A 16257-nucleotide genomic window follows, 5' to 3' on the forward strand; every position below is an offset into this window, starting at 1 on the left:
TTTTGTATTATTTTATTTTCAGAGTTATTGCGCCATCTACTCCCCAATGCGCCCCAGCACTCGTTGCCGATAGATTAGAGCGGATTTTTCCATTTTCAGACGTATAACCAGCACCACCACCAAAATACTCCGCAAGCTGATTACTCATCAAATAAAGCTGCGAACCATTCACTGCATCCATTGAGTTAGCAGAAATGTCTCCATTGGCAAGGACTTAATTTTGCTATTGGTTTTTCCCTCTCCATGCTGTACTATAAATGCCTGCTCATCATTACTCCACAACAGAGAATCTTTAGAGACACCATCAATTTTCTGAGTAAACTCATTGGTTACATGTGTTAAGCGGCTATTCACATTGTTGATATTCTCATCAAGTCCTGTCAAAGCAGAACCAACGTCATAAAAGGGACGATCTTTCGATGTTCCATCCTCAGAAATGTGCGATAAATGATAAAGCGGACCGAACAAAATACCTTCGCTAAATTCTGCATTACCACCAAAAATATTTGCTACATCTTGGGATATTTTTTCAATCTGGCTACCATCGATTGCATCATGCGACCCTTCTGCAATTGTACTAGCTTGTACATTATGGAGAGCACCTGGTGCCGTAGTCTTATCACCACCAAAAGTCACACTATTTGAATCTTTATCGTAGAGAACCACAGACAGATTTAGGTGATTAATATCATTAGAAATCTTCTCTATCCTTTTATCAAACTGAGCTTTGCTAACAGCTTCATTCTTCGCAACAGCTGCCTTCACACCCAAAATAGTCCGGTCTTCACCCAATTTGTTCGCAACATTGATTTTAGTACCACCTGTTTCTTTACCAATAGTGATACGACCTGCTTCTCCACCATCTTGCTTAACAAGACAAGTTCCTGCTATTTGATTTTTATTTCTTGTAGCTGCACAAAATTCACTGCATCAGTGTTGCCACTACCAGCTGCCACTCTTACAATCTGGCGCGTTTTTTCTGAACCAATATCACAAACACTCACTGCACCTTGCGTACTTTTCCATGCAAAGTTGTCAGACTGTGAAGGTCCTTTAGTGTAAGGATCATAACTGATAGCGCCAGCAAACAACATCAGCCACAGACTCGCTCCCACAAGCACCAAAAGCTATAGATTCCTCACCGTCCGCCTTAGCACGATGTCCAATAGCAATTGATTCTTCGCCCGTCGCTATTGTACGCCCCTCAGGGGAATCGGGTTATCACTGTATCTACCTTCACCACCTATTGCGATACTTTTTTTACCTACAGCGTACGCCAAATGACCTACAGCAACCGAATCTGGAGCGTTTACTGTTATCTTGGCACCAATAGCAACAATATCACTCCTTGCATGAAGTTTTACAGGCTTTGTTATATCATTACCAGATATAACATTAGTACCCTCTATGCCGTCACGTTGCAGTCCGGTACCGCGCTGCGGTCTAGCCATAGAGTCATTGCGCGAAAGATTCAATGCATCAATAATCACTGTATTCTCGCCATTTTATGCACTGATGAGCGATTTTTTATATTGCCTGCCTGCATCTAATGTTCTTTCCAATGAGTTTTTTCCATCTACCCTCAAAACATTCACAATAGGATCATCATTACTTATACCAGAAAGGATTTTGATTAAAAAATTTGCATAATCATCAGAAGCGTCAACTTTTGGCACCATTGCCACATTCAATGCTGTTAAATAATTTTCCTTATCATCATCATAGTAATCATACGCAGAGATAATGCTTTGCGGATAAACCACGGCAGCATTCTTCACATTTTCAAAAGATGCTTTTGTTAAATCGGGATTTGCAGAAAAAACAGGAGTAGCATTCGATAAAAACAAGGCCACCGCAGTTCCCAACGAAGCTACTTTAAACAACGATGATCGACGATGTGAACGAGAAAAACTCAGATCAGGCATCACCCGTGTAGTATATAATTTTTTCATAATTCCCCCTCAATAAATAACATATTAGAAACGCAAAAAAGACATCTTCTCGCCTTGTAAAGCTTTCCTATTTCCTTTGTGTACCCGTGTTTTTAGAACATAAAAAAATAAGATATAAGCTGTGATTGCACCGCGTTTCTGAAGAGAAGTTAGAATCCGGTTTGTGAAAGTTAATTTAAGGAAGGTAAAAAAATACTTAATATTAGAATTGATTTCATTTTTCTATCAAAGGCTGTGTGTCGTTTTTAGCTTTGATCTCTTTGAAAGAGGTGTCATTTTTGTGTCTATTGATCATCCGTTTAGGCATCAGTTTATTTTTCGTAGATAGTTTTTTTCATTTCGTTAGAGGATTTATGAAAGCTTTTTGCTAAAATGCCCCTGCTTTAATGAAGCAGGGGCAAGGAGCATATTTAAGAAAAGCTTTTTGCTATCAGTTCAGTGTTAAATTAAGCCCAAGACCTACACCCCAATGACCACCAGAACTCGTTGCAGAGAGGTTGGAGCGGATTTTTCCATCCTCAGAAGAATAACCAGCACCTAAAGCAAATGCAGATTGTCCGCGCCATAAGCCGCTACCAAATGCAACGCTTAGCTTTCCAGGTGTATCATTGTAGCGTAAGTTAGACACCGCTAAACCAATAGCCGCTGCTTGTTTTGCTTCTTTCCGCACATTTTCTATGCTGTAATTTAAAGCCTCAAACTTCATATTGGTGTAGTTGTTAGCACGTTCAACAGCATCATCAATAGCATCAATCCTGATATTATTTATCCGTTGATCTGTGTAGTGCTTCGATTCATCGAGAACAATTTTCATCTGTTCTTGAGTATAATCATGGAGTTGACCACCATTTACAGCTTCTTTTGAGCCTGTTCCAATTTTACCATCAGCTACATTATCAATCGTAACAGGTTCACTTTCGTTACCACCTACTAAAGTGACTTTATTGACTTTTTTGCCGTTTGCATCTCTGTCATAGAGAACAACCCCATCAACAAGATCGTTAACTTTATTATCAATTTTATCAACTTTTATATCAATATTGTGAACTGTCTCACCAATATTGGTAACCGTAGCTGAGATATTGTCAACTCTGTTTTCGATATGTTTAATATCTTTCTCAACGCCCGTGATACGTTCGTTGGTCTTCCAAAGCTGTCCACCATTGACTGCATCTTTTGAATCTTCTGCAATTCTACCATCTGCTACATTGATAATCTTACTTGGTTGACCACCATGACTAGCATCATAGGCTCCTTTATCCTTATTCCACTTTAAAGCATCTGAATCGACCTTGTTGATGACATCATCAATACGGTTATTAATATTTGACATCCCGTTATTAATACCACCAAAAGCATCAGCGACATTATTATACTTATTCTCAACAATTTTGCCATCCGCATTGACTTGAGAAATCACAAAATTAGGTGCTGTCCATTTGCCATTCTCATATTTAGCACCACCACCAAAATAAGCAGCAAGTTGATTGCTCATGAAATAAAGCTGGCTACCATTGATAGCGTCTGTTGATTCTTCATGAATTTCACCATTCATAAGGAATGTAAGTTTGCTTTTTGTCTTTTCTCCATCTTTTTCGTGAAGTGCAACAAATGCCTGTTCTTCATCATCCCACAACAGAGCATCTTTAGAGATACCTTCAATCTTCTGATTAAACTCATTGGATACATTTGTTAGACGATTATTCACACTTTTGACATTCGCATCAAGCCCTGTCAAAGCATCACCAACATTATAATAGTTAGTTTTTGCTACTTGGCCATTTTCAACAATAGTAGATAAGCTATATTTTGGTCCTACAAAAGCACCATTCTCAAATGAGGCTCCACCACCGAAGTAATTTGCAATATCTCCTGATATTTCATTAATTTGGCTACCATTGATCGCATCATAAGATTCTTCAGCAATTCTGCCATTTTTTACATTCAAAAGAGCAACTGGTCCAGCATTTTCCTGACCACCCAAAGTCACACTGTTATAATTAATGCCACCATTTGCATCTTTATCATAGAGAACCGCAGCAGCACTTGCTATCTCAATATCATTAGAAATCTTCTCTATGCTTTTATCAAGTTGGTCTTTGTTAACAGCTTCATCACCATTTTCTGCTGCTTTTACACCAGAAATAGTGCGTCCCAAACCGCCAATGCTTGCAACACTGATTTTAGTTCCAGCTGTTTTTGCACCAATAGTGATAACACCTGAAGCTCCTCCCTCTTGTTGTACAAGGTTATTTTTTTCCAAATCAGAAATTTTATTATCAATATTATGGATAGAAACATTCACACCAGCAAACGCCTCTGTAACATTATGATATGTTTCCCCCTGAATAAGGAAAGTTGGTTCTATACCTTCAAGTACATCTGTATTGCCACCAAAATATTTCGATGTATTTTCAGCAACTTCTAATAGATTATCATAAACGGTCTCGACCTTTTTATTCGTTTTAAAGAGCTGTGAACCATTTACTGCTTCCGTTGATGTTTGAGAGATCATTCCATCCTTCACACCAGAAAGAGTTCTTTCTTGATTATCTTTATTTGCAATGCTGATTTTAGTACCACCTGTTGCCTTACCGATCGTGATAATACCATCATTTCCGTCCTGCTTCACAAGACTGTTTTCTGTAACATTATTAATCTGACTGTAGATATCCGTGATAGAAGTATTAACATCCTCAAAAGCAGAACCAACATCATTATGTCTATTGCCCTGAATTATATAAGTTGGCGCTTTACCGTTAAGCACATTGGCACCACCACCAAAATAATTCGCAATCTTATCGCCCATATTATAAAGTTGGGAACCATTTATTGCATCTGTTGAATCTTCAGAAATATCACCATCCAAAAGGTAAGTAATCTTACTTTCTGTTTTTTCTCCATTTGGTCCATGCAGTGCAACAAATGCTTGCTCTCCTTCGCTCCAAAGCAAGGCGTCTTTAGAGAAATCATCAAATTTCTGATTAAATTCATTGGTGACATGTGTCAAACGACTATTCACATTTTTGACATTCGCATCAAGTCCTGTCAATGCTGAACCAACATCAGGAAACACCTTCTGCACTACCTCACCATCTGCAGAAACTATAGATAAATTATATCTTGGTCCTACAAAAATACCATCCTGAAATGCTGCACCACCACCAAAGTAATTTGCAATATCTCCAGATATCTTATTAATCTGGCTACCATTTATTGCTTCTTTTGAAACTGCTGAAATCGTTCCATTTTTTACACCCGCAATGGTCCGCTCTCCCCCAGTACCTGTGATATCAATTTTCGTACCACCTTTTTGAGCACCAATAGTGATAAGTTTCTGTTCTTCGTCCCATTTAACAAGACTATTGTCTTCTATCTCATCTTTTATTTTATGCAACTGTGAAAGATTAACTGCATCCTTCTCTAAAACACCATCAGCCACTCCTGTAATTGTTTTATCAGCCGCATGAATCCCGCCAAATGTTATTCTCGGACCACCATTTTTAATTACCAAGCCATTAGCCGTTAAACTAGTTTGATCCCCTACTGATATGCTACCAACTTTAATATGTTCCTCTAAATCAAACTTTACCTTATTGTTTTCATCTTTTACAATCTTAATATTTGTGAGTTCACCATCCTCTTGGTGTTTAACGGCAATAAGATCTACTGTACTACCAGCCTTAACATCGGTAGGATTTTCACCGTTGACAGAAAGCTTCCAGCCCGTTTCCATCCCTGCTGTAAAGTCTCTCAACTGTTTATAATTCACTGCATCAGTGTCATCCGTTCCGCTTGCCACTTTTGTAATTTTTTTATCGCCAGCATTGATACCACTTATACTTATTTTAGGCCCATTACCATCAATAAATGAAAAACCATCACTATTCATGATGCTGTTGCCTGTAGCAACACTCGTCAATTTAAGAGTATCATTCAAAGCAAATGTAACTTTATTATTGTCTTTTGCAATTTTAATATTTTTGCTTCCATCCCCACTCGCACCCGCAACAAGATCTACTGTACTTCCAGCTTGAACGTCTGTAGCGTTTTCACCATCAACAGAAAGCTTCCAGCCATTTTCTGCAAGTTGTCTTACATCTTTCAGCTGTTTATAATTTACTGCATCGGTATTATCAGTTCCATCTGCTACTTCTGTAATCTTTTTATTACCAGCTTTAATACCATCTAAAGTTATTTCAGGTCCATTACCATCAATAAACTTAAAGCCGTCGCTATTCATAACACTATTGCCTGTCGTAACACTTGTGAGCTTAAGAGTATCATTCAAAGCAAATGTAACTTTATTATTGTCTTTTGCAATTTTAATATTTTTGCTTCCATCCCCACTCGCACCCGCAACAAGATCTACTGTACTCCCAGCTTTAACGTCTGTAGCATTGTTACCATCAACAGAAAGCTTCCAGCCCGTTTCCATCCCTGCTGTAAAATCTTTCAACTGCTTATAATTTACAGCATCGGTATCTTCTTTCCCTGCCGCTACTCCTTTAATCGTTTTATCACCAGCATGAATGCCATTAACAGTTACACTCGGCCCATCACCACCTTCAAACCGAAAGCCCAAGGCATCCATAATGCTTTCTCCTGTTTTGACAGTCATTACATTAATATCATCAGCTAAATCAAAAGAGACGTTTTTCCCATTTTTATTTGCAATTTTTATATTTTTGTGACCAGTATCTTCAGCCTCAACAGCAAAAAAATGAACTGTGTTTCCTGGATTAATATCTAAAGCCTGGTTCTTTTCAACAGCAAGCTTCCAGCCGCCCCCGTTATTTTTTACATATTCTTTCAACTGCCCAAAATTCACTGCCTCACTATCTTCAGTCGCATCTAACAGATTTCTAACGTTTGTATAGCCAGCATCAATACCATCCACAGACATACTTGGGCCTTTTCCATCATTAACATAAAAGCCATCAACAGTCATACGTGAACTGTTTTCACCGCCATTCACAAAAAAACCATCATCACTCATAGAACTTTGACCGGTAGTGACTTGCATCAACTTAAGATGATCGTTCAAAGTAAACTCAATTTTATGCTTATTCGCTTCAGTGTTTTTTGCAATCGTTAAATTATCTGGTCCTACTGCACTATTTTTTACTGAAAAATCCACGATATTGCCTGAATTTACATCTGTAGCATCTTTATCGTTAGCAGAAATTTTCCAGCCCCCTCCTCCTGCTATAACTTCTCTCATAGCTCTCAATTGTGCTACGTTTACCGCATCAGTATCTTCACTTCCAGCAGCGACCCCTGTAATTTGTCGTGTTAGTGTACCATTACCCCTGCCACCAACTTCACCGACGCTAAAAGCTCCTGTGGTGCTTTTCCATGCTATCCTATCGTCTGTCGATGGACCATTCAAGAAAGGATCATAACCAAAAACACCCTTTGCTCTATCAGAGAGAGAGCCTCCACCTATAGCAACACCATCATAAACAGTTACCTGTGCATTTGCACCAATAGCAACAGAATCTTCCGTTTCAGCATATGTGTGCGTACCTATAGCAATCGCATTTTCAGCCTTCGCTATTACTCTTCTTTCAGGATTAGCAGCCTCAGTTCTATCAGAGAGTCTACTCCCTATTGCAATAGAACCTGAAGCTTGAGCTTCAGCCTCTGAGCCTATGGCAATCGCATAATTCTTTTCTGCCCTTGCCCTTGTCCCCATAGCAACGCTATTTTTACCTAATGCAGTCGCAAGTCCACCAATCGCAACCGTAGAGAGCCCTGATGCCTCTGAATCAACACCTATAGCAACACTTGCTCTTCCACTTGCAAGTGCAGAAACACCAAAAGCTTGCGCTCCTCCAGCCTTTGCTGTTGCACCTGCACCAAATACTGTTGAATAATTACCTGTTGCAGCAGATCCGCAACCGGTTGCAAAAGAATAAATACCATAAGCCTCAGGCTGAGCACCAGAGAAACCACCAGTAGAAGCTGCACCCATATAGCCGCTACCAGTAGTCGGAGTAGCAGGCGGACCTGTAAAACCATCAGCACCCCAAAACTCTTGCTCAGTGGTCGTGCCATAAGGGTGAGTACCATTATTAAATTCTTGATTATTGATAAATCTGTTATATTGGGTTTCTGCAGATATTCGCACATTATCTGGTATGCCCTGCTGTTGTTTGCCCCCACGACCAACAACATTATCTACACCACAGTAATTATCATCACCCGCAAAAACAATACTGCCATGACTACCCCATGGATACAATACATTGGTACCATTTGTGCTTCTATTTAACTCTCCCGTTATCGAAAGATTCGCCGCAAAAACAGGTGAAACAACGGGAGAAACACTTGACAAGAGTGTGGCCACTGCGGCTCCCAATGTAACCGTTCTAACCAAACTTGATTTTGAATATAACTTTTTCATAAAACCTCCTCCAACAGAGCACAATATCATTACAGCGCGCAAAAACCCTCATGGCAAAACCCTGTTCGCGCACAAAAAAACAAACAAATAAAGACAGACCCCTCCCCCTTAGATGCCGACATTCATTACGGCATCACTCTAAAATCTCTGAAAAGACATTGAATCTAGAAAAGTCCCCAACCCTTTTAGCTAGAGGGATTCAAACTAAAAAATAAAGAAAAATACAACTTTTGAGAATATTACATAATCTCCATTCAAAAATATCGCGACTTAGCTCATAATAAAAATAGCTTTTTAAAGAGCAATTATCTCTTTCAGATAAAGCGCATAAGCAGAATGGCAAGAGTATAAAAAATAATTTTTCATTGATATGCAAAAACACTTCTCAATAAACACAAAGAGAGGTTTTTTACAAAAACTGTTCTTATAAGCGGAAAATTATGATTTTTTAGACCTATAGCATCATGTAATAGAACTTAATCATCATGATAACCTCACTCTTTACACTGAGATCATCTGCTATAAAATACGATATGAATCTTTAAAAAAATATTTCTTCATAAAATTAAGCATTTTTCTAGAATAAAGCTTTGTTTTTTTATTCCATAGGCTTCATGAAAAATATGGAAGTTTTCTAAACTTTCTTTTGTTCTTCTTTACCTTTATGCGCGGTGCTTTTTATTTTTGATTTATAACAATGCTAAAAATCAATACAGCTTAATATGAAATGTCGTACTCAATGAAAAAGAAAGAATTCAATAAAAAGGTATGATAACGCGTTGTTTTTAAATGAATTTTTACGATAAAAAAACAAAAAAGATTTTTATTTTAGAGAACTTTTAGTCCGTATCTTTTGGAGTTACTCGATGTGCTTTTTCAGCTTCGATTTGACGTTTTAAATGTAATTTTAAAAGCGAAAAGGTTGCTTCAACTTCTTCTATATCGTTAATGTTTTGAACAATCTCTTGCAGCTTGCCATAAAGCTCTGCTGCTAATTCCACTATATCTTCAGGAGGAAGTTCTCTTTGCACATCATGATAAGCCGTGTAAACCAAATACCCGAGCTTTTTCATCAACCCAGCAGGAATCCCTTGCGGTTTAAAACCACACGCTTTTGCCTTTCCCGCGTTTGTAAACATTTCACCTTCACCAGTGAGAAGCCAATGCAAATCTACGCCATAAGTTGTATGATAGGCAATTATGATCGATGCGGGTGGCTCGTTTAAACCAAGCTCATAATTTGCAAGCGTATTTTTTGCCAAACCAAGAGATTTTGCAAAAACACCACGCTCTTCGTTTCCAAGCGTTTTTCTTATTTTACGCAAGCGTTTTGCCAATGGTGTTTTTGGTTCTGAGTCAGGTCGTGCCAAAAAAATACTCCATAGACCCATTTTTTGTATTTACAAAGCACATAAAATGAGTTAAATCTATTTCACTGCCCATTATATTGGGCATATATTACTCACATAACCCCACCAAAAGCAGATGTTACAGCATCCGTTTAAGCAGGAGCGAAAGTTATGACCATCACCCACACATGGGATCGCCATAGTATTTTTCTAAGCTTCGCCAAAGGAATATAACCTTGGCGGAACTTGCGAAAGCATATCAAATACCGTCGTCCAGTGTCAAAAATATTTGGACATAGTTTTTTCATTACATAAAACAAAAGGTTTATCAATGTCTAAAAACCCATACAAAATCAGTATAGTTTAACATGAGATGTCGTATTCAGTGGAAAAGAAAGATTTTTGTTTTAGAGAACTTTTAGTCCGTATCTTGTGGAGTTGCTCGATGTGCTTTTTCAGCTTCGATTTGACGTTTTAAATGTAATTTTAAAAGCGGAAAGGTCGCTTCAACTTCTTCCATATCGTGGATGTTTTGAATGAGCTCTTGCAGCTTGCCATAAAGCTCTGCTGCTAATTCCGCTATATCTTCAGGAGGAAGCTCTCTTTGTGCGTCATGATAAGCCGTATAAACCAAATGCCCGAGCTTTTTCATCAACCCAGCAGGAATCCCTTGCGGTTTAAAACCACACGTTTTTGCCTTGGCTATATCCATAAACATTTCACCATTGCCAGTTACAAGCCAGTCTAATGAAATGCCACAAATTTCTTGGTATTTTGAGAGAGCGGAAGCCGTAGGTTCACTTATACCATTTTCATAGGTTCCTATGGAACCAGCCGTTACACCAAGATGTTCAGCAAACTGCTTACGCTCCGTAAAACCAAGAGCGCGGCGCACTTCACGAAAACGTTTTGCCAACTCGGTTTTAGGCTTTGCTTCTGGACGTGCCAAAAAATTACTCCAAAATCAATATAATTATTGACTAAGTAATTATATTGATTTATATCCATCATTACTGCCCGTTATATTGGGCGGTTATCACATTATAACCCCACCAAAAGCAGATGTTACAGCATCCGTTTAAGCAGGAGCGAAAGTTATGACCATCACCCACATATGGGATCGCCATAGTATTTTACCGAGCACCGCCACAGGAATATAACCTTGACGAAACGCGCAAAAGCTTCCTAAAGATCGTTACTCCGTGTCAAAAACATTTAAACACAGCTTAACGAAAAAGCTGAACGCGCCGTTGCCGATTTTATCGGTTTGCTCGTCAAACAAATTTTTTCGACCACTACTCTAAAAGTCGTGGTCGCATTTTCAAAACAGCAATACAGCCCAATACGGTTTCTCTCATCCTTCCGTACTGCGCGATAACGCTGCTTGAATCTCGTTGCAAAGACATGCGTATTAAGCGCATTTCTCATCATTTTTATATTACATACGATAAAAGGTTTATCAATGTCTAAAAATCAACACAAAATGGGCAAGATAATTGATGTTCTACAAAAAATAAGGTCATCATTTCTTATTCAAAGGCTAAACGTTTATAAGCCATGCTCGCTTATTGTTGATATCAATGGCACCAATTTGGCTTTGGTTAACAATGATGAAATCTTGGGACATTTCACCTATCGTCAAAACAGTCGCTCTTACACACAAATTAAAAGCTGTTTGACAATGTATCTTAAATGCTGCAAATTCTCTCATGAAGACATTGCCGCACGTATTTGTCATTGGGAAATTGAAAATCCTAGAACGATAAAGTTTCTGACAGGCATTGGTTTAAAAGTTAGTGCTTTGCACAAAATTTACAAAACTAGGATGTTGATATACATGGCAATGCTTGATGATAACAATGAGGTGATGTCTAAACATACCAAAGCCGCTTGGAAAAACCGCAATGTGGAGGAATGTGCATGACCTCTTTATGCGATAAAGAATTATCCGATACGCTTGTTGGTCTTTATGACGACTACCAGCGCGGTTTTGATATTGGAGAAGAGCTTAAATCGTGTGTGGATTTGGCTTTATCTCTTGAATTGGAACTGAGTATTCACCGTTTAAGTGAAACCGATACAGCTTTACAAAAAGAAATTTTACAAACCTTGCGCCGTCGCAAAAGCTCTCATTCCACTGAAGATGAGACTAGCACAGTTATTCATATGGATTTTGAAGAACACAAGTAATGCCCCCCTGCTGGGTGAGAGGTCTCCTCATTGCTTTGCTTAAACTTGAAACTAAAGGGCTTTTAGAAGTTGCAAAGCGCTGTGTTATTGGCTCTCACAAGTGTGAGGTTAATCGGAAAAGTATGTTAATGTTTTTTGGTGGTTCATCAAAATAACTAGCATTTTATAGCACACATCAGATTTATGCTTTACTCTTTAAAAGCTTTAACCTTGATATTTGCTTATCTCCACTTTAAAAGCAACATATGAGATGATGAGAAATCATAAATGTTTGTAGTATGAAGAGTGTTTACAGCTCTCAAATACAATTCATTGTTTTTTATTTTTATAAAAAAGAACGATGAGCATTCCAGCAGCAGCAATGATACTTTGAAGAAAATATACAGACTGAGATGAGATGCCGTTGCTATCACTTGCCATAAATAGATAGACCACAAGAATAAAAAAACCAGAGATCCCATTAAAACTTGCCTGTAGTCTTCCTTGATATTCAGGATTACAATAGAGTTGAGATAAAGAAATTGAAAGAGCCCAACTCGAAAGTCCAAATCCAATCATGAAATAGACAGGAAAAACAATGAAAATATGTGTATTGACAGACAGAATGAGGAGGCCAATAGCCATAACAGCTAATAAAAGTGCCAATGTTTTCCTTATGGATAAAACTTTACAAAAAAATGGAGAAAGAAGTGCACCAGTAAATACGCCCGCTGAATAAAGCGCTTCCAATATTGCAAAAGTCCAGCTATCCGCATTCAAAATCTCTTGTGTATAAGGAACCAAAATAACAGGAATAGTCATCAAAAGAACCATAATAATCATCTGGCTCATATAAGGCATAAAAAGAGCCGGATTCTGCTTAAAATAACGAAGTGACGATATATAACTTTCCCACCAGTTTTGCTGGTTTTTGCTTTCAAATCCTCGCGTTTTAGGTACCTTCATGACAAAGTTAAACAAACCAGCAATAATAAAGAGTATGCCGCCTATCAAAAGGGCTCCTTTTGTTCCTGCATAGGCAAGTATAAATCCACTTAACCCCATACCTATAATAGCACCAAGTTCATAGACCATATCAATTGTTGCATTCGCATTGATCAGCTGTTTTTTCGGAACAATACTTTGGATTAAGGGAATAGCTGATGGCATATAAAAAGAGATAAAAACACCCAAGAGAGCAGATAAAAACATTAAATTAATTTCTATGCCAAACTGACCAAGTGTTACCCAACCCACGATCACCAGACCTCTGACAAGGTTTGAAATGATGATCTGTATTTTACGATCGTATTTATCCGCCAAAACACCAAAAACAGGCGCAAAAACAACACTAGGCATCCAAAGAAAAAACATCAGCAGTGCCACACCGCGAATTGAATTTGTCTGATTGTAGGCGAGCCATGACAATATGATGTAATTCAGCCCACTACCAAATGTAGCAAATAAGCCGCTCAATGTAAAATAGAGAAAAGTTCTATTCTCAAATAAAGCAATGCGTTCTTTCAAATTTGCAGTTAACATAAATTATCCCCTCGCACGAACGTCATTTGGCATGTATTGTAACGCATTTAAAAACATATATTTTTTTACAATTTTGTTTTTCAGTTTATTCGATTTAAGAAAGCAAAATTCCTTATTTTAGCGCTGTTCAATCTTTTGTCATCAATACCTATCACCAAAGGAGGATATCAATAAGTTTGAGTTTATTTAAAATATTAAGCAAAACTATATGAATACTTTGATAGATCCATATAATACGATTACTGGTTCTTTGGCTGCTCTTGAAGCAGTAAAATATTTAAAGGATTTTGACAAATGTCAAATTATAGAACTGGAGATCCGTATAGCCGCTAGTGTCATATTTATATATCTTCATATAAAGTAATTTACTTATTACTTTATTGGTATTATTGGTGCGTAAATGAAGAGTATATTAGCATTTGGATTTTTATTTAACGGTATAAGGATTTTAACAGGCGCCTTTATTGTATTTTATATGCTTGAAAAAGGGTTAACTCTTATCGATATCGGTATAATTAAGTCATTTCAAGCTTTTATTATGATGGTTACAGATATTCCTCTTGGATATTTTGCCGATAGAAAAAGTTATAAAATATCTATAATTTTAGCAGCAGCTTTTGCAGCCACATGGCTCTTTCTTATGGGAATTTCTACAAGCTTTTATGGTTTTCTTTTGGCAGAAACTTGTAATGCATTATCGCTTACATTGATTGCTGGTGCCTATAATGCTCTACTTGTTCAATATGCAAAAACAAAATTTACATCTACTAAAAAAGCGCTCGGTTCCAGCTCTCAATATAATTACATTGGCATGTTTATATTTAGTTTGATAGGCGCATATTTTGCCGATTATTCTAGCCAATATATATGGTATATATCTGCGTTTTTAATGATGATTACAACAATCTTTGGTTTGTTTTTTTTGGATGATCTAAAAGGAGAGAAAAAAACAATAAAAGCGAATTCTTTCATTTCTGACGCAAGAGAAATGTTATCCATTTTTGTTAAAGTTCCTTACATATCTCTATGTTTTTATTTTTCACTTATTTTTTTCAATATATTTTCGCAGTATTGGCAGTGGATATTTAAAGATTATGATATCAATGTAACTTATTTTTATCTTGGTATGACATTTTCTCTTATATTGCTCTCTCAGCTACTGGCTAGTTTTCTCTTTACAAAACTAAGTGAGGGAGTGAATTTTATTCTACTACTGTTTCTTTCGGCTGCTACGATTTTTACAGTTGCCTTCTTTGAGCCCAAAAAAGAAATTGCTGTTATTTTAGTCTGTATGATTTTTTATCTCATTAAGTATACATATCTTCGTGTAGAAGTTGTCCTGCACGATAGTATTAGCGATAATCTTAGGGCCACATACGAATCTTTCTTGTCAACTGTTGGGAGGATGAGCCTATTGGTGTTTTTTTATCTTAGTGCGTATATGGTAAGTATGTTTGGTTTTTTGTCATTAGTTTACATTTTGGGTATATATTTGTTTATTTACTTGTTTGCAGTGTTCTTTTTAGAAGAAACTCTAAAAAAGATCTCAGTGTGAATATTAATTTATCATTATCACGAGCGTTTTATGTGGTTTCATTAGGATTTAGAGTTTTCAACCTCCGATCACAAACGCAATATGGCACCGTTAGATCTACTTATTTTTATGGTGCCAAAAGGCAAAAAGTATCTGTCAAAGATCAGGCAAATTTTATAGATCTAACACGGTGTCTACGCAGTTTCTACCCATGCAAAGAAGAAACTCTAGCCGTTACTACTTCAGAATCAGGACCGCTATGCCGTGTTGTAGGAAGTGGCTCTTTTATGCTGGAGGAAAGACCAACAACAGACTGTAAATTGTCAGTCATATCAAATAAAAAATTTCGCTTGTCCAAATTGGATCTGTGATAGATATCTTTCTTGAGACAATTATATTTGTAATAACTGATTTTAGCTTTTCTATATCAGTATTAAAGGAGATTGGTCAAAATTCCTTGATTTTATAGATTGGTTGACCATATTTGAATTCTGCTAAAAATAATAAATTCTCTTGTAAATTAGCAAAAAAAGAGTTCATAGCTAAATTACCATGTGTTTATTGGAAACTTTGAATTCACCAAAGTTTATAAAACCCAATTTTTTATAAATACCAATTCCCTCATTAGAGGCTTGCATACCAATAACATGACATTTCTTTCTTTTTAAATGCTCAATAGCAATTATAAAAGCAGGAACCATATAATTTGGTAGTATATTGTTAATTTTATTTCTCAATAAATCTTTGTTTATTCCACTAATGTAAAAGCAATACTCCGGTTTTTGTTCTCTAAAAATGAGGGGTTAAAAAAGCCTTATCGCCAAAAACTCAGGTAAATCAATGGTTTTAGTACATACGTACCCTCAATCGGAATGTTCGCACGCATTGGAAAAGGAGAGGGTAAAATGGCGCAATTCGAGAAAGTGAAGTATGATTCTCAATCGTCATCGCAAGCTCTGAAAGAGCCTGGCAATATAAGCATTTACAAGATTGCTTTGTCATCTGCGATTCCTCACCATGATGACTTCTGGTGACGATGAGAAAAGTTATCCTTAAAAAATCTGGCGGAGAGAGAGGGATTCGAACCCTCGATATGGTTTCCCATATACACGCGTTCCAGGCGTGCGCCTTCAACCACTCGGCCACCTCTCCAGATTTGCGCACTATACCCAGAAAGAAATAACGTGCAAGCCTAAACTATGCATTCAAAATTTAAAAAACAACTTCATTTATTAAAACAAGATGTAATACTCGTTGAATAACAAGCACTTCCTCTCCTTTTAAGAAGTGATTTTTCCGTGA

Annotated in this window: 16 protein-coding genes, 1 tRNA gene and 1 pseudogene; 5 read left to right on the forward strand and 13 right to left on the reverse strand. The window is 37.2% G+C overall.

Features of this window, described 5'->3' with window-relative positions; all coding sequences use genetic code 11:
* Positions 1 to 7: 7 nt before the first annotated feature.
* From LBE40_RS06610 to LBE40_RS06640, 8 genes are all read right to left on the reverse strand, one after another.
* Entirely contained in the window at positions 8 to 181 is a 174-nt protein-coding gene (locus LBE40_RS06610; RefSeq protein ID WP_004858440.1) for a hypothetical protein, read from the reverse strand.
* A complete protein-coding gene (locus LBE40_RS06615; protein WP_040296820.1) occupies positions 169 to 792 on the reverse strand; it encodes a hypothetical protein in 624 nt (207 codons plus the stop codon). The genes LBE40_RS06610 and LBE40_RS06615 overlap by 13 nt, the downstream gene beginning before the upstream one ends.
* Positions 793 to 887: 95 nt before the next feature.
* Positions 888 to 1124, reverse strand: coding sequence for a hypothetical protein (locus LBE40_RS06620; RefSeq protein WP_252615179.1), 237 nt, complete (start codon positions 1122 to 1124; stop codon positions 888 to 890).
* On the reverse strand, positions 1066 to 1194 hold the full coding sequence (locus LBE40_RS08490; protein WP_081485988.1) for a left-handed beta-roll domain-containing protein: 129 nt from the start codon (positions 1192 to 1194) through the stop codon (positions 1066 to 1068). The genes LBE40_RS06620 and LBE40_RS08490 overlap by 59 nt, the downstream gene beginning before the upstream one ends.
* Positions 1191 to 1490 carry a hypothetical protein gene (locus tag LBE40_RS06625; protein WP_004858431.1) on the reverse strand — a complete coding sequence of 100 codons (300 nt, stop codon included), beginning with the start codon at positions 1488 to 1490 and terminating at the stop codon, positions 1191 to 1193. Before LBE40_RS06625 ends, LBE40_RS08490 begins: the two co-directional genes overlap by 4 nt.
* 15 nt (positions 1491 to 1505) lie before the next feature.
* Positions 1506 to 1952 (reverse strand): hypothetical protein, encoded by a 447-nt coding sequence (locus tag LBE40_RS06630; RefSeq protein WP_004858428.1) that lies wholly within the window; start codon positions 1950 to 1952, stop codon positions 1506 to 1508.
* Between the two features lie 430 nt (positions 1953 to 2382).
* Positions 2383 to 8361, reverse strand: a complete 5979-nt coding sequence (locus LBE40_RS06635; RefSeq protein WP_004858424.1) for a Vomp family autotransporter — start codon at positions 8359 to 8361, stop codon at positions 2383 to 2385.
* An 839-nt stretch (positions 8362 to 9200) separates the two neighbouring features.
* Complete coding sequence (locus LBE40_RS06640) at positions 9201 to 9731, reverse strand: helix-turn-helix domain-containing protein (RefSeq protein WP_040296818.1); 531 nt, start codon at positions 9729 to 9731, stop codon at positions 9201 to 9203.
* A gap of 150 nt (positions 9732 to 9881) precedes the next feature.
* Here LBE40_RS06640 and LBE40_RS06645 point away from each other — a divergent pair.
* Positions 9882 to 10006, forward strand: a pseudogene (locus LBE40_RS06645) (helix-turn-helix domain-containing protein); the annotation flags it as partial.
* A gap of 122 nt (positions 10007 to 10128) precedes the next feature.
* Here the strand turns inward: LBE40_RS06645 and LBE40_RS06650 are convergent.
* Both LBE40_RS06650 and LBE40_RS06655 read right to left on the reverse strand, forming a co-directional pair.
* Positions 10129 to 10659, reverse strand: a complete 531-nt coding sequence (locus tag LBE40_RS06650) for a helix-turn-helix domain-containing protein (protein WP_004858416.1) — start codon at positions 10657 to 10659, stop codon at positions 10129 to 10131.
* A gap of 266 nt (positions 10660 to 10925) precedes the next feature.
* Positions 10926 to 11141 (reverse strand): hypothetical protein, encoded by a 216-nt coding sequence (locus LBE40_RS06655; RefSeq protein WP_155814723.1) that lies wholly within the window; start codon positions 11139 to 11141, stop codon positions 10926 to 10928.
* A gap of 31 nt (positions 11142 to 11172) precedes the next feature.
* Between LBE40_RS06655 and LBE40_RS06660 the strand changes: the two genes are divergently transcribed.
* Positions 11173 to 11634: a hypothetical protein gene (locus tag LBE40_RS06660; RefSeq protein ID WP_004858413.1), complete on the forward strand. Its 462-nt coding sequence runs from the start codon at positions 11173 to 11175 to the stop codon at positions 11632 to 11634.
* The gene (locus LBE40_RS06665) at positions 11631 to 11900 is read left to right on the forward strand and encodes a hypothetical protein (protein WP_004858412.1); all 270 of its coding nucleotides are present in this window, start codon (positions 11631 to 11633) and stop codon (positions 11898 to 11900) included. Before LBE40_RS06660 ends, LBE40_RS06665 begins: the two co-directional genes overlap by 4 nt.
* 309 nt (positions 11901 to 12209) lie before the next feature.
* Here the strand turns inward: LBE40_RS06665 and LBE40_RS06670 are convergent, their stop codons facing one another.
* Complete coding sequence (locus LBE40_RS06670; protein WP_004858406.1) at positions 12210 to 13421, reverse strand: MFS transporter; 1212 nt, start codon at positions 13419 to 13421, stop codon at positions 12210 to 12212.
* A gap of 400 nt (positions 13422 to 13821) precedes the next feature.
* Between LBE40_RS06670 and LBE40_RS06675 the strand changes: the two genes are divergently transcribed.
* On the forward strand, positions 13822 to 14976 hold the full coding sequence (locus tag LBE40_RS06675; protein WP_252615180.1) for an MFS transporter: 1155 nt from the start codon (positions 13822 to 13824) through the stop codon (positions 14974 to 14976).
* Positions 14977 to 15160: 184 nt separating this feature from the next.
* On the opposite strand, the gene LBE40_RS08395 is transcribed toward LBE40_RS06675, so the two are convergent.
* The gene (locus tag LBE40_RS08395) at positions 15161 to 15286 is read right to left on the reverse strand and encodes a hypothetical protein (RefSeq protein WP_276577404.1); all 126 of its coding nucleotides are present in this window, start codon (positions 15284 to 15286) and stop codon (positions 15161 to 15163) included.
* Between the two features lie 574 nt (positions 15287 to 15860).
* Here LBE40_RS08395 and LBE40_RS08400 point away from each other — a divergent pair.
* Positions 15861 to 15989: a hypothetical protein gene (locus LBE40_RS08400; RefSeq protein ID WP_276577405.1), complete on the forward strand. Its 129-nt coding sequence runs from the start codon at positions 15861 to 15863 to the stop codon at positions 15987 to 15989.
* 28 nt (positions 15990 to 16017) lie between these two features.
* Here the strand turns inward: LBE40_RS08400 and LBE40_RS06680 are convergent.
* Positions 16018 to 16107: transfer RNA gene (locus LBE40_RS06680), tRNA-Ser, on the reverse strand.
* Positions 16108 to 16257 lie beyond the last annotated feature (150 nt).

Source organism: Bartonella taylorii (assembly GCF_023920105.1).
In the GTDB taxonomy this organism is placed as follows: domain Bacteria; phylum Pseudomonadota; class Alphaproteobacteria; order Rhizobiales; family Rhizobiaceae; genus Bartonella; species Bartonella taylorii.